Source organism: Pseudomonas khavaziana (genome assembly GCF_036704165.1).
Classification (GTDB): domain Bacteria; phylum Pseudomonadota; class Gammaproteobacteria; order Pseudomonadales; family Pseudomonadaceae; genus Aquipseudomonas; species Aquipseudomonas khavaziana.
The window spans coordinates 5,201,852-5,220,231 of the sequence record NZ_CP129946.1 but is presented as its reverse complement, the minus strand read 5'-3'; the positions used below and the strand labels follow the sequence as shown (position 1 = coordinate 5,220,231).

At 61.1% G+C, this 18,380-nt stretch carries 15 protein-coding genes; 5 read left to right on the top strand and 10 right to left on the bottom strand.

All coding sequences use genetic code 11. The annotated features are described in order from the left end of the window. Nucleotides 1-214: 214 nt before the first annotated feature. The 3 genes from QYQ93_RS23410 to QYQ93_RS23400 form a co-directional block, all read right to left on the bottom strand. On the bottom strand, nucleotides 215-1,540 hold the full coding sequence (locus QYQ93_RS23410) for a sigma-54-dependent transcriptional regulator (protein WP_217881895.1): 1,326 nt from the start codon (nucleotides 1,538-1,540) through the stop codon (nucleotides 215-217). Beyond that, entirely contained in the window at nucleotides 1,534-3,300 is a 1,767-nt protein-coding gene (locus QYQ93_RS23405; RefSeq protein ID WP_338475567.1) for an ATP-binding protein, read from the bottom strand. Before QYQ93_RS23405 ends, QYQ93_RS23410 begins: the two co-directional genes overlap by 7 nt. Nucleotides 3,301-3,389: 89 nt before the next feature. Then, nucleotides 3,390-4,913 (bottom strand): fumarate hydratase, encoded by a 1,524-nt coding sequence (locus tag QYQ93_RS23400; RefSeq protein WP_043050044.1) that lies wholly within the window; start codon nucleotides 4,911-4,913, stop codon nucleotides 3,390-3,392. 303 nt (nucleotides 4,914-5,216) lie between these two features. Here QYQ93_RS23400 and QYQ93_RS23395 point away from each other — a divergent pair, with 303 nt between their 5' ends. The 3 genes from QYQ93_RS23395 (at nucleotide 5,217) to QYQ93_RS23385 (ending at nucleotide 8,482) form a co-directional block, all read left to right on the top strand. Then, nucleotides 5,217-6,149: an iron-sulfur-binding ferredoxin reductase gene (locus QYQ93_RS23395; RefSeq protein ID WP_338475566.1), complete on the top strand. Its 933-nt coding sequence runs from the start codon at nucleotides 5,217-5,219 to the stop codon at nucleotides 6,147-6,149. A gap of 30 nt (nucleotides 6,150-6,179) precedes the next feature. After that, the gene (locus tag QYQ93_RS23390; RefSeq protein WP_043050042.1) at nucleotides 6,180-6,929 is read left to right on the top strand and encodes an enoyl-CoA hydratase-related protein; all 750 of its coding nucleotides are present in this window, start codon (nucleotides 6,180-6,182) and stop codon (nucleotides 6,927-6,929) included. Nucleotides 6,930-7,306: 377 nt separating this feature from the next. Next, nucleotides 7,307-8,482, top strand: coding sequence for an IS481 family transposase (locus QYQ93_RS23385; RefSeq protein WP_338474990.1), 1,176 nt, complete (start codon nucleotides 7,307-7,309; stop codon nucleotides 8,480-8,482). A gap of 537 nt (nucleotides 8,483-9,019) precedes the next feature. Here the strand turns inward: QYQ93_RS23385 and pyk are convergent. Beyond that, nucleotides 9,020-10,471 carry a pyruvate kinase gene (pyk, locus tag QYQ93_RS23380; protein WP_043050041.1) on the bottom strand — a complete coding sequence of 484 codons (1,452 nt, stop codon included), beginning with the start codon at nucleotides 10,469-10,471 and terminating at the stop codon, nucleotides 9,020-9,022. 175 nt (nucleotides 10,472-10,646) lie between these two features. Here pyk and QYQ93_RS23375 point away from each other — a divergent pair, with 175 nt between their 5' ends. Next, entirely contained in the window at nucleotides 10,647-11,021 is a 375-nt protein-coding gene (locus tag QYQ93_RS23375) for a tetratricopeptide repeat protein (protein ID WP_043050040.1), read from the top strand. A gap of 222 nt (nucleotides 11,022-11,243) precedes the next feature. Continuing rightward, nucleotides 11,244-11,603, top strand: a complete 360-nt coding sequence (locus tag QYQ93_RS23370; RefSeq protein WP_043050039.1) for a PilZ domain-containing protein — start codon at nucleotides 11,244-11,246, stop codon at nucleotides 11,601-11,603. A gap of 11 nt (nucleotides 11,604-11,614) precedes the next feature. On the opposite strand, the gene QYQ93_RS23365 is transcribed toward QYQ93_RS23370, so the two are convergent. The 6 genes from QYQ93_RS23365 to QYQ93_RS23340 are packed head-to-tail and all read right to left on the bottom strand — an operon-like array spanning nucleotide 11,615 to nucleotide 18,285. Beyond that, on the bottom strand, nucleotides 11,615-12,946 hold the full coding sequence (locus QYQ93_RS23365) for a DUF58 domain-containing protein (RefSeq protein ID WP_043050038.1): 1,332 nt from the start codon (nucleotides 12,944-12,946) through the stop codon (nucleotides 11,615-11,617). Nucleotides 12,947-12,953: 7 nt separating this feature from the next. Next, a complete protein-coding gene (locus tag QYQ93_RS23360) occupies nucleotides 12,954-13,949 on the bottom strand; it encodes an AAA family ATPase (protein WP_043050037.1) in 996 nt (331 codons plus the stop codon). Then, nucleotides 13,946-15,103 (bottom strand): DUF4350 domain-containing protein, encoded by a 1,158-nt coding sequence (locus tag QYQ93_RS23355; protein ID WP_338475565.1) that lies wholly within the window; start codon nucleotides 15,101-15,103, stop codon nucleotides 13,946-13,948. The genes QYQ93_RS23360 and QYQ93_RS23355 overlap by 4 nt, the downstream gene beginning before the upstream one ends. Then, the gene (locus QYQ93_RS23350) at nucleotides 15,100-16,629 is read right to left on the bottom strand and encodes a DUF4129 domain-containing protein (protein WP_338475564.1); all 1,530 of its coding nucleotides are present in this window, start codon (nucleotides 16,627-16,629) and stop codon (nucleotides 15,100-15,102) included. The genes QYQ93_RS23355 and QYQ93_RS23350 overlap by 4 nt, the downstream gene beginning before the upstream one ends. Next, nucleotides 16,616-17,596, bottom strand: a complete 981-nt coding sequence (locus tag QYQ93_RS23345; protein ID WP_043050027.1) for a stage II sporulation protein M — start codon at nucleotides 17,594-17,596, stop codon at nucleotides 16,616-16,618. The genes QYQ93_RS23350 and QYQ93_RS23345 overlap by 14 nt, the downstream gene beginning before the upstream one ends. Then, entirely contained in the window at nucleotides 17,593-18,285 is a 693-nt protein-coding gene (locus QYQ93_RS23340) for an RDD family protein (protein ID WP_043050026.1), read from the bottom strand. The genes QYQ93_RS23345 and QYQ93_RS23340 overlap by 4 nt, the downstream gene beginning before the upstream one ends. Nucleotides 18,286-18,380 lie beyond the last annotated feature (95 nt).

The following is an 18,380-nucleotide window of genomic DNA, read 5'->3' as shown; positions in this document are numbered from 1 at the left end:
TCGGGCTATAGCAGGAGCTGTGCCAGGTAGATGAAGGCCCGGAATAGAAGGGTTGCAGGATTTTTTTGAGCGGAAAGTTGCCGATGATTTTTGGCTGGTAAGCGGAAATCCGCTTATGGTTGCTGACGCCATCGGGGGCAAGCCCTGATGCCGGTCAGTCAAGCGCAGATCCCCTGTGGTAGGGGGCTTGCCCCCGATGGCGATCGGAAGGTCGCTAGAGAAACATCTCCCTTGCCAACCCATGCCGCTGCATCTTTTCATTGAGGGTCCTGCGCGGCAGTTGCAGCTCGGCCAGCACTGCCTTGATATCGCCTTTATGCCGGGTTAACGCGGCTTTCAGGCAATGTGCCTCGAACGCTTCCTGTTGCGCCGCCAACGATTGCCCGGCTTCGATCCCTTCCGGTTCCGGATCGCCGAGCCCCAACACCTGGCGCTCGGCGACGTTGGCCAGTTCACGCACGTTCCCCGGCCAGTCATGACTGAGCAGGCGCCCCAACTGTGGCCCACTCAAGGGTTCGACATGACGGCCCAAACGTTCAGCAGCACTTTGCGCGAAATGGTCGTACAGCAACGGAATATCCTCGCGGCGCTCGCGCAACGGCGGCAGGCGCAGTTGCGCGACGTTCAGGCGATAGGCCAGGTCTTCACGAAAACGCCCGGCTCGGGCCTCTTCCAGAAGGTCAGGCTTGGTGGCGGCGATGATGCGCAGATCCACGTGGATGCTTTGGTTGGAACCCAGCCGCTCCAGCTTCTGTTCCTGCAACACCCGCAGCAGTTTCACCTGTTGGGCCAGGGGCATGCTTTCGATCTCATCCAGGAACAACGTGCCGCCATGGGCATATTCCAGCTTGCCGATGCGTTTGCCCTGGGCGCCGGTAAAGGCGCCGCTTTCGTGGCCGAACAACTCGGCTTCAAACAGCTGCTCGGGAATGGCGGCACAGTTGAGTGCTACAAACGGCTTTTTCGCCCTGGGGCCAAAGTCGTGCAGGCAGCGAGCAACCAACTCCTTGCCGCTGCCAGTCTCGCCGCGGATCAGCACATTGACCGGCAGGGTCGCCAGGTCCAGCACCTGACGACGTAGGTTTTGCAGGCCCTTGGACACCCCCAGCAGGCTGGATTCCAGCTGTGCGCGGTGATCGGCCTGTTGATGCAGGCGACGGTTTTCCAGGATCAGGCCACGCTTGTCCAAAGCCCGGCGCAGGCTGTTGAGCAGGGCCTCGGGGCTGAAGGGTTTCTCCAGGAAATCGTAGGCACCGTCGCGCATGGCTTCGACGGCCATCGGCACATCGCCATGGCCGGTGAGCAAAATCACCGGCAGGTCGGCATCGCGCCGCTGCACCTCGGCCAGCAGTTCAAGGCCGCTGAGCCCGGGCATGCGCACGTCGCTCAAAATCACCCCGGGAAAGTCTTTGGGCAGGTGCGCCAGGCATTCTTCGGCGCGACTGAACAATTGCACCTCAAACCCCGAAAGGCTCAGCCATTGCTCGACGGCGGTGCGAATGCTGGCTTCGTCATCGACCACAATTACGGCGTTCAACATGGCGCTGGCGTCTCCAATGCAATCGGCAAGGTCAGGGTAAACACTGCGCCGTCGCCACGGTTGCCGGCGCTCAGGCGCCCGCCCAATTCATGCACGATTGCGTAGGACACCGCCAGCCCCAAACCGAGGCCGTCGCCCACCGGCTTGGTGGTGAAGAACGGATCGAACACGCTGTTCAGGTGTGCTTCGGCGATCCCGCCGCCGCTGTCGCTGACAGTCAACTGCCACAGCTGCTGATCGGCATGCAGGCGGATTTCCAGGCGCTTGCGCGGCTTGTCGGCCATGGCGTCCAGCGCGTTGCGCAGCAGGTTGATCAATACCTGTTCCAGGCGGATCGCGTCGCCGCGTACCCAGGCCGGGCGCGTCAGGTCCAGCACGACGCCGATGGCTTCATCACGCAGGCGCGCGTCGAGCAGGTGCAAGGACTGATCGACCACGGTGGCCAGGTCCAGGCGTTCACGCAGGCCGCTGGGACTCTTGCGGGCGAAGGTCTTGAGGTGCCCGGTGAGCGCGGCCATGCGCGTGAGCATGTCATCGAGCGGCGTGAGCGCCTTGTAGGCATCGTCCACCCGGCCATGGTCGAGCAACAACCGCAGCGTCGCCAGTTGCATGCGTTGGGCCGTCAACGGTTGGTTGATTTCATGGGCAAGGGCAGCGGACATCTGCCCCAGTGCCGCCAGCTTGGCCGACTGCACCAGGCCATCCTGGGCGGTGCGCAGCGCCTGGGTGCGTTCCTCGACCAACTGTTCCAGCTCTTCGCGGCTGCGCTGACGCAAGCGGGCCAGTCGCCAGCGTTGGCTGAGGAACAGCGCCAGGAATACCAGCGCCAGCCAGGATCCCGCGGCGGCGAGACCGGCGTTGCGTTGGTCTTCAAACGGGAACTGGGGTTTGCGCAGCAGGTGCAGGGTCCAACCCTCGGCTTTCAACGGCAGGGACTCCCAGATGTAATTGGCATTACCGTCGGGGCCATTGACGCGCATCAAATGGCTGTTTTCGTCGAAGCGCTGCAGAACGCTGGTCTCCAGCGGCTGCAGGTGTTTCTTGTCGTATTGGCGGGTGGCCTTGAGTTCAGCCAGGTCGCTTTCGGACAACGGCCGCAGGTTGCGATAACGCCAGCCCGGCTGGTTGGCGATAAACACAATGCCCCGCGCATCGCTGACCAGCAGCAAGTCATTACCCTGGGCCCATTCGCGTTCAAGCTCAGGGAATTCCAGCTTGACCACCATGGCGCCGAGGAACTGCTCGTGCTCATCGACCACCGCACTGGAAAGGAAGTAACCGGGAATGCCAGTCGTCACACCCACCGCGTAAAAACGCCCGGTGCCTTGGCTCAGGGTCTGGCTGAAATACGGGCGAAATGCGTAGTTGTGGCCGACATAGCTGCTGGGCAGATTCCAGTTACTGGCGGCCACCGCCAGGCCGGTGCGGTCCATCAGCTCCAGGGTGGATGATTGGGCGGCGCCGTTGATGCGCTCGAGCTTGCGATTGAGCACGTCCTGGGTGGTGCCATCCAGCGGGCCCTTCAAGGCGCGGATCATTTCCGAGTCCAGGGCCAGCACGGCGGGCAGGGCGCGGTAGCGTTCGATCAGGGTGTGCAGGGAGTTGGCATACAGCGCAAGCTGCTGATTGGCGCGAGCGGCGTCATCCACCAGGGCCTGGCGTTCGGCATGGCGTGTGGCCAAGGCAGCGGCCAGCACCGCACCGGCGATGATCAATAACGAGTAAAAGGTCAGGCGCAGGGGGCGAGGGATCACGATCATACGATGATGAACAGGCACGGTAAGGGCGAGCACCATACCATGAGCTGTCTGGGACGTGTGTGGGAGGGGCAAGCCCCTCCCACATCGACTTACTGTACTTCTACCGCCAGGCTCTCACTGATCTTTTTCTGCCAGATGGCAGGACCGGTGATGTGCACTGACTCACCCTGGCTGTCGACCGCCACGGTGACCGGCATGTCTTTCACGTCGAACTCGTAGATGGCTTCCATGCCCAGTTCGGCGAACGCCACCACGCGCGATTTCTTGATGGCTTGCGCCACCAGGTAAGCGGCGCCGCCCACGGCCATCAGGTACACGGCCTTGTGGTCCTTGATCGCTTCGATGGCGGTCGGGCCGCGCTCGGATTTGCCGATCATGCCCAGCAGGCCGGTTTGCTCGAGGATCTGACGGGTGAACTTGTCCATCCGCGTCGCGGTGGTCGGGCCAGCCGGGCCAACCACTTCTTCGCGCACCGGATCAACCGGGCCGACGTAGTAGATAAAGCGGCCCTTGAGGTCCACCGGCAGGGTTTCGCCCTTGTTGAGCATCTCGACCATGCGCTTGTGCGCGGCGTCTCGACCGGTGAGCATCTTGCCGTTGAGCAACACGGTTTCGCCCGGCTTCCAGCTTTGCACTTCTTCCGGGGTCAGGGTGTCGAGGTTGACGCGGCGGGCCGACGGGCCGGCTTCCCAGACGATTTCCGGGTAGGCGTCCAGCGATGGCGCCTCCAGCGACGCCGGGCCGGAACCGTCGAGCACGAAGTGCGCATGACGGGTGGCGGCGCAGTTGGGGATCATGCACACCGGCAGGGAGGCGGCATGGGTCGGGTAGTCCATGATCTTCACGTCGAGCACGGTGGTCAGGCCACCCAGGCCCTGGGCACCGATGCCCAGTTGGTTGACCTTCTCGAACAGCTCCAGGCGCATCTCTTCAATACGGTTCTGCGGGCCGCGCTTTTTCAGCTCGTGGATGTCGATGGATTCCATCAACACTTCCTTGGCCATCACCGCGGCTTTCTCGGCGGTGCCGCCGATGCCGATGCCGAGCATGCCCGGTGGGCACCAGCCGGCGCCCATGGTCGGAACGGTCTTGAGCACCCAGTCGACAATGGAGTCGGACGGGTTGAGCATGGCCATTTTCGACTTGTTCTCGGAACCACCGCCCTTGGCCGCTACGTCCACTTCCACGGTGTTGCCCGGGACGATGGAGTAGTGGATCACCGCCGGGGTGTTGTCCTTGGTGTTTTTCCGCGCGCCCGCCGGGTCGGCGAGGATGGATGCACGCAGGACGTTTTCCGGCAGGTTGTAGGCGCGACGCACGCCTTCGTTGATCATGTCGTCCAGGCTCATGGTGGCGCCGTCCCAGCGTACATCCATGCCTACGCGCACGAACACGGTGACGATACCGGTGTCCTGGCAGATCGGGCGATGGCCGGTGGCGCACATGCGCGAGTTGATCAGGATCTGGGCGATGGAGTCACGGGCTGCCGGCGATTCTTCGCGCAGGTAGGCTTCGTGCATGGCCTGGATGAAGTCAACGGGGTGGTAATAGGAAATGAATTGCAGGGCGTCGGCAACGCTCTGAATCAGGTCGTCTTGCTTGATCACGGTCATGAGTCGCGCTCCTCTATAAGGGAACATTCAATAAAGGTGGCTTCAGTGTTGCGTCGGTCGGCTGAAACCATCTTTCCAAGGCACGCCAAAGTGGTGCAGGCGCGACGCTAAAAAGGCGCGGCAGTATAACCCGGCGCGGTGACCGATACACCCGACTATGGTCACGAATGCCCGGCCCAGTTATCTGTAGGAGCGAGCTTGCTCGCGAAAAGCGTGAATCTGGTGGGTTTCATCAGGTTGTCCGCGTTATCGTTAGCGATCTTCGCGAGCAAGCTCGCTCCTACCAATAGAGGTAACGGTGTTATGCCTGAACTGCACGTCGGCGAACGCCATTGGTCGGTGCCCACCGGCACTAACCTGCTGGATGCCTTGAACCAGGCGGGAGTCGCCGTGCCCTACAGTTGCCGGGCCGGCAGCTGCCATGCGTGCCTGGTGCGTTGCCAGGGCGAGGTTGAAGACCAGCAGCCCGACGCCCTGAGCCCGGCGCAACGTCAGCAAGGTTGGCGCCTGGCGTGCCAATGCCGGGTCAGCGGCGATCTCCAGGTCGAAGCCTTTGATCCGTTGCGTGACGGTGTGGCGGCCCAGGTGGTGGGGGCCGACTGGCTGAGTTCGACAGTGCTGCGCCTGCGCCTGCAACCGGAGCGTGGCTTGCGGTATCGGGCCGGGCAGCATCTGGTGTTGTGGGCGGGGCAGGTGGCGCGCCCGTATTCCCTGGCGAGCTTGCCCCAGCAGGATGCATACCTGGAGTTTCATATCGATTGCCGCCAACACGGTGAATTCAGCGATGCCGCTCGCCATTTCAAGGTTGGTGAGCCTCTGCGCCTGGGCGAGTTGCGGGGCGGGGCGCTGCACTATGACCCTGACTGGCAATCGCGGCCGTTGTGGCTGCTGGCCGCCGGTACCGGCCTGGGTCCGTTGTGGGGCGTATTGCGCGAAGCGCTGCGCCAGGATCATCAAGGTGCCATCCGCGTCATTCACCTGGCCCATGATGCCGAGGCTCATTACCTGGCCGCCCCCCTGGCGGCGCTGGCCACGCAGCATGGGAACCTGACGGTGGAGCTATGGACGGCGGCAGAGTTAAACCAGGCATTGGCGCAACTGCGGCTTGTTTCGCGGCAAACGCTGGCTTTACTCTGCGGTCACCCTGTCAGCGTCGAGGCCTTTTCCAAGCGCCTGTTCCTGGCCGGGCTGCCGCGCAACCAACTGCTGGCCGATGTGTTCCTGCCCCGTGGTTGAGCGCTGAATCCCTTTGCCGCGAGATTCGCCATGAACGACGCCATCCTGCAGCAGCGCGAACGCGGGTTGCTGACCTTGCAGCTCAATCGCCCTGACAAGAAAAACGCCCTGACCCGTGCCATGTATACGCAACTGGCCGAGGCGCTGGAACAGGCCGATGCAGATTCGGATATTTGCGCCGTACTGCTCCAGGGCAGCAGCGAGTGTTTTACCGCCGGCAATGACATCAGCGATTTTCTCGACCAACCACCCAACGATCTCGACAGCCCACCGTTTCACTTTATGAAAAGCCTGCTCAACTGCCGCAAACCGGTGATCGCCGCCGTGGCTGGAGCGGCGGTGGGCATTGGCACCACGCTGTTGCTGCATTGCGACCTGGTGTATATCAGCCGCGATGCACGCTTGCGCATGCCATTCGTTAACCTGGGTTTGTGCCCTGAGTTTGGTTCGAGCCTGATCCTGCCGCGGTTGCTGGGGCATGCGAAGGCGGCTGAACTGCTGTTGTTGGGCGAGGGTTTCACTGGCGAACAAGCCGCAGCGTGGGGGATTGCCACCGAGGCGTTGGGCAGTGGCGAGGCGGCCTTGGCCAAGGCGCGAGAAATGGCCGAACGTTTTGAAAGCCTGGCGCCGGGCGCGGTGCAGGTCACCAAGCAACTGATGAAAAGCGTGGATCGCGAGCAGTTGCGGCTGGTGATCGAGGAGGAGGGGGCGTTGTTTACCCAACGCTTGAGATCGCCGGAGGCGATTGCGGCGTTGTCGGGGTTTATCGCCCGGCGATAGAACGGTGTTGGCTGTTCTGGCGCCATCGCGGGCTAGCCCGGCTCCCACAGTTGACCGCATTCCAATGTGGGAGTCGGGCTTGTCCGCGGTGGGCATAGGTATCTGCTCCCGGCCAGGTTATAGCTATCTAACTGATGCACCGCAATCCAAATGTGGGAGGGGGCTTGCTCCCGATGGCGGCCTTCAGACCGAGTACATATCCGTTGCTGCGGTAACGGCTGCTATTGGTTCCGCCCTTACGGCGGCTCACTTTTGAAAAGCGCAAAAGTAAGCAAAACGCTCTTGCCGGTATGACTCACCCACATGGGTTACAAATCAGTTCACGCACATAGGTAACAGTTATTAACTAGCACGGTTGACTTCGAGAGGATCTGACCGTGCCCTGGAAAGAGCTGAAACCAATGGATCTTAAAGTGATGTTCATAGCCTCCTATCTGGAGGGCAAACACACCTTTAGTAAACTGTGCAGCGACTATGAAATCAGTCGAAAGACTGGCTACAAATGGGTCGAACGATACGAATCTGAGGGGCCAGGCGGGCTTGAGGAGCGCAGTCGTTGTCGACACAATCAGAGCTATGTAGTGCCCGTCGCCGTCAGGCAGGCAATCATTGAGCTTCGCTCTATCGGAGAAACGACTCCAGGACCGAAGAAAATCCAGAATGACTTGCTCAAGCGTTTTCCGGATCAGGATCCACCGTCAAAAACGACCATCTACAACATCCTCAAAGCTGCTGACCTGATTACGCCCCAACGCATTCGGCGGCGTGTAGCGGTCTACCCCAAACCCTTGAGCAAGGCGGAAACGCCCAATCAGCTTTTCAGCGCTGACTATAAAGGCCAGTTTCTGACAGGCGCGGGGGTGTGGTGCTATCCGCTGACGATCATGGATCACGCCAGCCGTTTCCTACTGGCCTGTCAGAGCATGCCCAGCACTAACCTTAAGGAAACTCAACAGACCTTTGAACGGGTTTTTCGCGAGTACGGTTTACCGGAACGCATCAGGACAGACAACGGCGTGCCATTTGCTAGTACGGGCCAGGCCGGCTTATCGCAGCTGTCGATCTGGTGGCTGCGGTTAGGGATTATTCCTGAGCGAATTGAACCCGGCAGACCAGATCAGAATGGGCGTCACGAACGCATGCACCGAACGCTGAAAAGCACCCTGCCACAACCGCCAGCGATTCCTTGGGAGGCTCAGCAGAAACACTTTAACCGTTTTATGCAGCACTACAATTACGAGCGAGGGCACGAGGCGCTTGATCAAAAAACGCCTGCTTCCTGCTATTCGCCCTCGACCCGGGCTTACCCAGAAAAGCTACCCGAAATGAGTTATCCAAGTCACATAGAGTGTTACCTGGCTGACAGCAATGGAATTATCAATCGATCAGGTCTGCGGATTTACATCGCTAATGTGCTTAAGCATCAGACCATTGGAATGGAGATGATTGGTGAGGATATATGGGAGGTGATCTTCGGTCCGGTGATCCTAGGCCGGGTCTATGCTAGAGAGGCAAAGAACGGGTACGTTTCGATAAAAGTGTCACCTATGTAGAGATACTTTTTTGTAACCCATGTGGTTGTCCCGTACATGCCCCACCACTCGGCACCTCGCCTAGGCTCGGTGTGCCCGTAATCCGCCAGGGATTTGGGGGGCCGCCGCCACGCGCCATCCATGGCGCGGGGCGGCTAAACCGGCATCCCTGCCGGTTTACCCCCCAAATCCCTGTCGAATTCCGGCCAGCGTGGTTTAACGGGGCGCCTGAGATCAAAAGCAGATCAAGATCAAGAGAGGCTCGCTGCGCATCGTGGTTACCTTCGGCTGCTACACAGTGGTGTAGAAACCCATGCCGAGATGGGCATAGGTATTTGCTCCCGGGCAGGTTATAGCTATCTAACTGATGCACCGCAATCAAGATGTGGGAGGGGGCTTGCCCCCGATGGCGGCCTTAGGGTCGACGAGGATGTGGGCTTAGATATGAGTACATATCCATGCCGCGATGAGGCCCTTATATCCAGCAGCTGACTCTGATTTGAAATGCAAAAAGCCCCGCCATTCACATGGCAGGGCTTTTGTTTTTCAGCGTGTCACTCAGACCTGCGGGTCGCCCACGTGCAGGATCTTCATGCCATTGGTGCCACCAGTGGTGTGGTAGCTGTCGCCCTTGGTGAGGATGACCCAGTCGCCTTTCTCTACCACGCCGCGCTTGACCAGCTCGTCGATAGCCTTCTGGCTGACTTCGTTCGGTGCCAGCGAAGCCGGGTCGAACGGGATGGTGTACACACCACGGAACAACGCCGCGCGGGCCTGGGCTTCGCGGTGAGGGGTAAACGCGTAGATCGGCACCGAGGAACGGATGCGCGACATGATCAACGGTGTGTAGCCACTTTCGGTCAGGGCGATGATCGCCTTCACGCCCGGGAAGTGGTTGGCGGTGTACATGGCAGCCAGGGCGATGCTCTGGTCGCAGCTTTCGAAGACCTTGCCGATGCGGTGGCTGGAGGTCTTGCTGGTCGGGTGCTTTTCAGCACCGACGCAGATGCGCGCCATGGCCTGCACGGCTTCCAGCGGGTACGGGCCGGCGGCGCTTTCAGCCGAGAGCATCACGGCGTCGGTGTAGTCGAGCACGGCGTTGGCCACGTCGGACACTTCGGCACGGGTCGGCATCGGGTTCTGGATCATCGACTCCATCATCTGGGTCGCAACGATCACGGCCTTGTTGTGGCGACGTGCGTGCAGGATGATCTTCTTCTGGATACCGATCAGTTCGGCGTCACCGATTTCCACGCCCAGGTCGCCACGGGCAACCATCACCGCGTCGGACGCCTTGATCAGGCCGTCGAGGGTTTCGTCGTCGGCCACGGCTTCGGCGCGTTCGATCTTCGCCACCAGCCAGGCGGTGCCGCCGGCTTCGTCGCGCAGTTTACGGGCGTATTCCATGTCGGCGGCGTCGCGTGGGAAGGACACGGCGAGGTAGTCGACTTCCATTTCAGCGGCGAGCTTGATGTCGGCCTTGTCTTTTTCAGTCAGGGCTGGCGCCGTCAGGCCACCGCCGCGGCGGTTGATACCTTTGTGATCGGACAGCGGGCCGCCGATGATCACGGTGCAGTGCAGCTCGGTCGGGGTCGCGGTGTCGACGCGCATGACCACGCGGCCATCGTCCAGCAGCAGTTCGTCACCGACGCCGCAATCCTTGACCAGGTCCGGGTAGTCGATACCCACGACGTCCTGGGTGCCTTCGGTCAGCGGGTGGCTGGTGGAGAAGGTGAATTTGTCACCAATCTTCAGCTCGATCCGCTTGTTGGCAAATTTGGCGATACGGATTTTCGGGCCTTGCAGGTCACCCAGCAGTGCAACGAAGCGGCCATGCTTGGCGGCCAGGTCACGCACCAGCTTGGCGCGAGCCTTGTGCTCGTCCGGGGTGCCGTGGGAGAAGTTCAGACGGGCGACGTCCAAACCAGCCAGAATCAGCTGTTCGAGGACTTCCGGCGAGTTGCTGGCCGGGCCAAGGGTGGCGACGATTTTGGTGCGACGGACGGACATGCACAGACTCCTGAGTTCAAGCGCTGGAGAAGGCTACTATGCTCTTTCGTTGTAGTCATTGTTCGTTTGCACTACTTATCGACGATTGGCTTGTTTTTGCTGCGCTTGACTGGGCAAACATCCTTGAAGATTTTCGGACAGGGGTCGATACACTGCACAAGACAGGAGAACCCCCATGCGAATTTTGCTCGTTGCTGCCCTGGCCGTCAGTGTTGTCGGCTGTACTCGCTGGTCGATGGACCACCATTTGAACAACGCTTACCGTGCCTATGGGGTGGGCGATTGCGCGCGCGTCACCCTGGAGTTGTCCCAGGTCGATCGCGAAAGCCGTACCCGCCGTTATGTGCAGCCGGAGGTGTCGATGCTGCGCGGGCAGTGCCTGGAACGGCAGAAACTGTTTGTTGATGCCGCACAAACCTATCAGTTCATCATCAGCCAATACCCTTCAAGTGAGTACGCCTATCGCGCCCGTGCGCGGCTCGATACCTTGCAACAACTGGGGCATTTCCCGAGTGCAGGTGCCGTAAAACCACGGCCGGCATCTTTATAATGAAATTTGTCATTTTGTAGCTGGCCCGTCGCCAGTCCTGGGCTATTCTTTGAATGTTCGTTTGTACAAGTTTCTATTCGAACGAATGCAGGGCCTGGATTCGGCAGCTGTCTGGTGACAAACGCTACCGGTTGTCACACCGATCTCCAGGGAGAGCGAGCGACTGCTCGTTCCGAATCACTGGCACGGCCAGACTATTGGCTATTGGATGGCGACTTCATCATGTTTACCGAGCGACGGATCGAACGGCATCAACTGCCTTATTTTTTGCAGGTGTTCAATCGTGTTACCGACAAACCGATTGGGTTCTTGGGCAATGTGTCTGAAAATGGGCTGATGCTGATCAGCCAATTACCCATGATGGTCGATGTGGATTTTCAGCTGTGTTTGAAAATTCCGGTGGCGCAAGGCGAATTCCAGACGGTTGATCTGACGGCGACCTGCTTGTGGAGCCATGAAGATGTTAACCCGCAGCATTACGACTCCGGGTTCACGGTGCATCAGCCACCCGAAGCGTATGGGCAACTGATCAACGCGCTGGTGCAGTACTTCAGCTTTGATCCCCAGCAGGCCCCCGTCTGAATGCAGGCATATTAGAACGTACCGGCTTTTTTCCACCCCAGGTAACGCGTCACCAACGTGGCGCCCAAGTCTGATGGCAGCGTATCCAATACTGCAAGCCCATGGGCGCTCAAACGATCATGGAGTTGATTGCGGGTGTTGAGGTAATCAACCGTGCCACTGTAAGCCAGGGCTTCGGGCAAGGTCTGCACGGGGGCTTGGCGTAACTGGTCGAGGACTTCCTCCCGCAGGCTCGCCACAAGTACCCGATGTTGTCGGCCAATACGTTTGACGGCCGTCATCAGCGCTTCATCATCCTCATCGCGCAGGTTGGTGACGATGATCACCAGTGCCCGGCGCTTTTGACGCACCAGTAATTGGCTGGCGGCAGCCTGGTAGTCAGCGGTTCTACGGGTGGTGTCCAGGTCGTAGACCGCATTGAGCAAGCTATTCAACTGGCCACTGCCCTTGACCGGCTTGAGGTAGCGCGGCTGGTCGCTGGCGAAGGTGCACAGCCCTACGGCATCGCCCTGGCGCAAGGCGACATAACTGAGCAGCAGGCAGGCGTTGAGGGCGTGGTCGAAATGGGACAGTTCATCGTCCTGGCTGCGCATGCGCTGGCCGCAATCGAGCATGAACACGATCTGCTGGTCGCGTTCATCCTGGTATTCACGGGCAATCGGCGTGCGTTGGCGAGCGGTGGCCTTCCAGTCGATCTGGCGCAGGCTGTCACCTTCACGAAACTCGCGCAGTTGATGAAACTCCAGGCCCAACCCTCGGCGCTGATGTTGGCGCACCCCCAGTTGGCTCAGCCAGTTATCCACCCCCAGCAACTGCGCGCCGTATAAACGGGCGAAGTCCGGGTAAACCCGGGTGGCATCATGGGTTTCGACGAATCTGCGCGCCGACCACAACCCCAATGGGCTGGGCAGCAGCAGTTCGCAGTGACTGAAGGCGAAATGCCCGCGGCGCACGGGGCGAACGCGATAGCCCAGCTCAGCGCGTGCGCCGGGGTGCAATTGGATGGATTGGGGCAGGTTATCCACACTCAAGCCGTCGGGCACGTGGTCGAACACCCCTACAGTCAGTGGTTGAGGGTAGTCATGCTCCAGGCACAGGCGCACCTCTTCCCAGCGCCCCAGCGCCAGGCTGCCGGGCAGTTTCCTGTTTACACGCGCCGAGGGCCGGCGGCGCAAGCGTGCCGCATCCAGCGTCGCCAATAGCAGCAGGGCCAGAAGCAGGCCCCAGGCGATGGAATGCAAGGTTTGAGGTAGCTTGACCTGCAGCGCCATCGAAGCGCCCAACAGGGTGTTCAGGCCAAGTAGCACACCCAGCCAGATCAGCAACAGACGGGTCGGCTTCATGGCTGCGTCATTGCCTTGGTGCAGCAATCTGGTCAAGTAGCTGCTGGAGCACCTGGTCAACTTCCAGGCCGTCGATGTCCAGTTCCGGCGCAATGCGCACCCGGTGACGCAGCACTGCCAGCGCACAGCCCTTGATGTCATCGGGCGTCACGAACTCGCCACCGCGCAATAGCGCCCGGGCGCGGGCGCCGCGTACCAGGGCGATGGAGGCCCTGGGACCGGCGCCGATGGTCAGCCCCGGCCAACTGCGTGTGGCCCGCGCCAGCCGCACCGCGTAGTCGAGTACCTGTTCATCCAGGGGCAGTGCGCTGGCAATTTCCTGCATCAGCACCACGTCCTCGGCTTGCAGCACCGTGCGCAACGGCTGTACATCCAGCATGTCGGCCCTGGACGAGCGGGTCACTTCGCGGACCATCTCCAGTTCCTGCCGGGCGTCGGGGTAGTCCATGCGCACCTTGAGCATGAACCGGTCCAGCTCGGCCTCAGGCAACGGGTAGGTACCTTCCTGCTCGATGGGGTTCTGGGTCGCCAGCACCATGAAGGGCTGGCCGATGGGCAGCGCCTCGCCCTCCAGGGTAACCTGGCGCTCCTGCATGGCTTCGAGCAGTGCCGCCTGGGTCTTGGCCGGGGCGCGATTGATTTCGTCGGCCAGCAACAGGTGGGTGAACAATGGCCCCTTGCGCAGCTTGAACTGTTCGGTCTGCAGGTCGTACACCGCATGGCCGGTGACATCGCTGGGCATCAGGTCCGGGGTGAACTGGATACGTGCGAAATCACCGCCAAAGCAACGGGCCAGGGCACGCACCAGCAAGGTCTTGCCCAGGCCTGGCACGCCTTCGAGCAGCACATGACCACCCGCTATCAAGGCGGTGAGCACGTCGTCAATCACCGGGTCCTGGCCTATCACAGCCTTGCGCAATTCCACACGCAGGGCCTGGGCCTGCTGGCTGGCACGTAGAAGGTTGTCGGCGGTCAGGGGGGTGGCCATTGGAGAGTCGCTCATAAGGCATTCCTGAGGGTTTGCAGGCACGCTACCTGTCGGCTGAAATCGGCACTGGAGAGCCGTTTCAGCGCTAGTGGTTCAAGCGCCTGGCTGATGATATGGGAAGGTTGCCGTGTCAGGTGTTCCAGCACCTGCCGTTGCTCTGCGCTGTCGAGGTGTTCAAAGCCTGGGTGGTGGCGCCGGGCGGCGCGCAGGAGGTCGAGCTGCAAGGCTCGCAGCAAGGTGCCCTGGCCGCTGCGGCGCAGCAGGAAATCGGCACTGGCCTTCAAGTGTTCCTGTAGCTGCCGACGAGCCTTGGGCGCCGGAGCCTGGGCGGGGCCGTGGCGCATGCCGGCCTGCCACAGCGCCAGGACAACCAGTGCTGCGAGGGCGACGAGGGCCTGGGGGAAATAACGCAGCAACAGGGTAAACAGATCGTCCACGTCACTGTTGAACAGCAAGGTTACCTGGGTGCCCTGGTTCAGGTACCAGAGCAGCCAGGCGTTATCGTGGTTGCCGATGCCAGGGGTTTTCCACAGGTCGCTGTCGGTCACCACCGTGACACGGCCTTGTCCCAGGTTCAGTTGCATCAGATGGCTGGACTGCGCGCTGTTGGCAGAGAACTGTGCCAGGTGCTTGGGGTCGATGAGGTTGAAGTCGGTGTCAAAACTGAAGTGCGCAGGGGCGGTTTCGTTGTCGACGTAGAGTTTGGTCAGGTCCGGTGCCGGCTTTTTACGAGGCCGTGGCGGATCGTCGAAGGTCTCGCTCAAGGTTTGACGGATATTGAGTCGATCAAGCAACAGATCGCCACTTTTGCCGGTTTCTTCGTCCCACAAGGCCTCGGCGACCAAGAGCAGGTGGCCCCCGGCCTTGGCCCACTCGAGCAGTTGCTCGACCTGGCGTGGAGTCATGTTGCTGCGATCCCCCAGCAGCAACAGACTATGGCCTTTGGCGGGCAGGTCGGCGAGGCGTTCAAGACCGTTGGCGTGCTCCACTGTGAGGCCTTGCTCGCCCAGGAAATGCTCGGCAGCCAGATAGGGGTTGGCCCGCGCATCAGGCGATGGGCCGCGATCCACCACTTCGTCGTAGGGAATTGCCTTGTGCCAGGCATACAAGCCGCCCATACCCAGCAGGCACACCAGCAGCAGTGCTACCCACACTAATGGGCGGTTCATTGGCCCGCTCCGTCACTGAACAGTCCACGCCAGTCGTTGCATAGCTTCTTCTGGGCCGAGGAGGGAGGCAGGCGATGACCATAGGCGAGGTTTTGCCAGTGCCGTGTCAGTTCGTCACTGAATGCCAGTAACTGCGGCTGCTGCAAGCGATGCACGTGCTCCAGCACCTGGCCTTCGGTGTCGGCGCTTTTCAGCGGCAGGTTGAATTCGTGCAGCAGCCGGCTGAGCAGGCCGCGATACAGCAGACCGAGGGCTTCCCGTGGCTGGGTGGGCCATAGCTGTTCGGCGGCGCCGGCAAGGTCATCGGGCAATGTGTCGGTGCCCAATTCCAAGCCGAACAGCTGGGTGGGCATGGCACTGGCTGTTTTCGGGCGAGGCCGTCGGCTGCGACTGACAAAGGTGCGCAACCATTCGCGGTAACGCCACACCACCAGCGCCAGCCCGCCAATCACCAGGCTCCATAGCAGTATTTCCAAGGCGTTAGCGACGTGCCCGAAGGCATCGCTGTTGAGGTTGTCGAGCAAGGCCTGGAGCCAGCGGGGTAGTTTTCCATCGCCATGGCCTTGGTTTCCGACCGGCGCCTTTTCTTCGCCAAACCGATAGCGTGTGACGGTTTCCGGATTCTTGAACGGTGGCTTTTCCAGCATCGCCTTGATGGATTGGCTGGCGGCCTGGGTACTGAGCGACTTGGGGCCAGGCGGTTCCTGGGCCATGGCTGATGGGCTGAGCTGCAGCAGTGCCAGGCCCACGACCAGCAACAATGCTGGCGCAACACTGCTCAGGCGCTGGCGCAAGCGCCGGAATATCAACTCCAGGTCCCAGGCCTCCAGGACCGTACGCCGATTGAGGTACAGGCTGAAACCGCAGGCGACGTAGATGGGCTCCCAGAACACCAGCGCCATGGCATAGAACGCGTTGCCCAGGTGTTCCAGCCATAGCACGTCCGAGCCCGTTGCCAAGGCCATCCGTTGCCAATCCCAGTCCAGTTCCACGTTTTGCGGGATGAACAGATAGAACAGGGCCATGGCGCCGAACCACAGGCCGATTTCCAGGTGTACACCGATGATCGTCAGCCAGCGTGCGGCTCCGGCATCGCGTTGCAGTAATACCCCCAGGCGCTGTTGGCGTGCATTACCATCGAGGCCTTCAAGTTGGCTGACCGGCAGGGTAAAGCTGCGACTCAGGCTCAGTCGCCGCCAGGTCAGGCTGGCGAACAGTTGCTCCTTCAGCAGGTGCGGCCAATGGCGAACGGCCTGTTTGAGGCTGGGTGTTTCGCCAAACAGGGCCTTGGACAGGATGTACAGCGGCAAGCGGTCAAAGGCCGGCTTGAGCCACCAGAACAGGAACATGGCCAGCGACGGGTAACGCCACAGCAGCACAGTGAGCAGCATAAACACCGGCAGGCTTACCAGTGCCCAACTGCCCATCAGCAGGAATCGGTGTTGCCTGGCCATCAACACACCCAGGTCCATGGCTTCCCAGGCGGTACGCGGGCGAATCATCACGCAGGAGTCAGTCAGGCGCATGATGAGTCCGCCCGGCGAATATCAGGTAGGCGGCCACCAGCAGCCAGAGCGCGGCGCCCACCAGGTATTTGATCCAGGGGGCAATGCTGGTGGTGGAGGACCAGTAGGCTTCGATAAACGCAGCGATGAGCAGGAGCACCATGACACCGCAGAGCATCCGCACACTTTTACGAGCCGCCAGGCGCAGGGCCTCGCCGCGTGCCAACCGGCCCGGCGCGACCAGTGACCAGCCCAATTGCAGGCCCGCGGCACCTGCCAGGGTGATGGCGGTGAGCTCGAATGCGCCATGGCCAATGGCAAATGACCAGAAGGTCTGGCCATAGCCAATCTCCGTAAGGTGCCCGGAGACCGCGCCGATGACCAAGCCGTTGAAAATCAGGAAGAACACGCTGCCCAGGCCGAACAGCAGGCCGGCCGCAAATGTCTGGAAGGCGATGCCGATGTTGTGCATCACGTAGTAGCCAAACATCATCCAGTCTTCGCTGGCGGCACGCTCGGCTGCACGGCCCAGGCGGCTGGCCTGGGGGTCGTACATGCCCTGCATTTCGGCTACTTGTTGGGGGCTGACGATGCTGTAGATAAGGTCGGGAAACAGGTAGACCAGCAGCGCTACACCCATCATGCTGCCAAAGAACAGCAGGCCGGCGATCAGCACGAAGCGCCACTGCTGGCGTACCAGGCGTGGGAAGTCGGCGAGGATGAACGCCAGCGTGTTTGCCGGCAGCTGGCTGCGATGGCGATACAGTTGTTGGTGGCCGCGCAGCGCCAGTTGTTGCAGCGGGTCTACCAGGTAACTGCTGTAGCCGCGCTCCTGGGCCAGGGCCAGGTGCTGGCACAGACGTCGGTATTGATGAGGGAAGCCCGCGACATCGGCGGCCTTGGCTTTGCCTTGCTCCAATTGCTTGAGCTGTTCGGCAAAGGCTTGCCATTGTGGCTGGTGGCGGGTTTCAAAAAGGCTCTGCTTCATGTCGGCCCCAACAAGCCACGGGCCACACCGTTGAGCTGCTCCACGGCGCGGGCCGGGGGTACTTGCAGGGGCTCGGCGAGGATCGCGGCCAGTTCATGCACCCGTTCGGCAGAGAGCTCGGCCTGACGCTCGGCGAAACCGAGGATGGCCCGCTGCTCGCTCAGTTGCAGTGCGAAGGGCAGGCGCAGGGCGGTGGCTTGAGGGATTCGCGGGCGCACCAGCGGCAGTTCGCGGTAGACCACCAGCGTGCCCGCGGCCAGGTCGCCAAGCCGCTTGAAATGCGGGTGTTGCAGGCAACTGATCGCACCGAGGAAGTAACCGAAGGGCAGCATGTCGACAAAGCGCAAAAGGTTGCGGATCAACGACCCCGACCAGCCAATCGGCGTGCCGTCGTCCTGTACCACCCGCAGGCCCATCACCTGTTTGCCTGGGGAGGAACCCTGGTTGAGGACTTCGAACAGCACCATGTACCACCAGCTCATCAGGAACAGCAGCAGCGAGCCTAGCCCGACGCCAATGTTGCCAAGCAGCGCCAGGGGCACCAGCAGGATACCCATGATGATCCCACGCACGCCCAGGTCGAAGGCAAAGGCCAATGCCCGGGGTGGCAGGCCGGCAGGACGCAAGGGCAGGTCGATCCCTTCCGGCGTCTCGATCTGGTAGTGGGTATCCAGGGGTGTTGTTGCCATTGCGATCCTTTGCACCGCGACTAAGAGACACGGATGCTAGCAGTGTCGACGGTGGAAGCAACCCTTCAAGGTTTTGCTGGGTATTTATACAGTAA

Coding starts and splice junctions, on each gene's coding strand:
- QYQ93_RS23410 (WP_217881895.1), bottom strand. CDS start 1,540: ATGTTGAACGCCGTAATTGTGGTCGATGACGAAGCCAGCATTCGCACC.
- QYQ93_RS23405 (WP_338475567.1), bottom strand. CDS start 3,300: ATGATCGTGATCCCTCGCCCCCTGCGCCTGACCTTTTACTCGTTATTG.
- QYQ93_RS23400 (WP_043050044.1), bottom strand. CDS start 4,913: ATGACCGTGATCAAGCAAGACGACCTGATTCAGAGCGTTGCCGACGCC.
- QYQ93_RS23395 (WP_338475566.1), top strand. CDS start 5,217: ATGCCTGAACTGCACGTCGGCGAACGCCATTGGTCGGTGCCCACCGGC.
- QYQ93_RS23390 (WP_043050042.1), top strand. CDS start 6,180: ATGAACGACGCCATCCTGCAGCAGCGCGAACGCGGGTTGCTGACCTTG.
- pyk (WP_043050041.1), bottom strand. CDS start 10,471: ATGTCCGTCCGTCGCACCAAAATCGTCGCCACCCTTGGCCCGGCCAGC.
- QYQ93_RS23375 (WP_043050040.1), top strand. CDS start 10,647: ATGCGAATTTTGCTCGTTGCTGCCCTGGCCGTCAGTGTTGTCGGCTGT.
- QYQ93_RS23370 (WP_043050039.1), top strand. CDS start 11,244: ATGTTTACCGAGCGACGGATCGAACGGCATCAACTGCCTTATTTTTTG.
- QYQ93_RS23365 (WP_043050038.1), bottom strand. CDS start 12,946: ATGAAGCCGACCCGTCTGTTGCTGATCTGGCTGGGTGTGCTACTTGGC.
- QYQ93_RS23360 (WP_043050037.1), bottom strand. CDS start 13,949: ATGAGCGACTCTCCAATGGCCACCCCCCTGACCGCCGACAACCTTCTA.
- QYQ93_RS23355 (WP_338475565.1), bottom strand. CDS start 15,103: ATGAACCGCCCATTAGTGTGGGTAGCACTGCTGCTGGTGTGCCTGCTG.
- QYQ93_RS23350 (WP_338475564.1), bottom strand. CDS start 16,629: ATGCGCCTGACTGACTCCTGCGTGATGATTCGCCCGCGTACCGCCTGG.
- QYQ93_RS23345 (WP_043050027.1), bottom strand. CDS start 17,596: ATGAAGCAGAGCCTTTTTGAAACCCGCCACCAGCCACAATGGCAAGCC.
- QYQ93_RS23340 (WP_043050026.1), bottom strand. CDS start 18,285: ATGGCAACAACACCCCTGGATACCCACTACCAGATCGAGACGCCGGAA.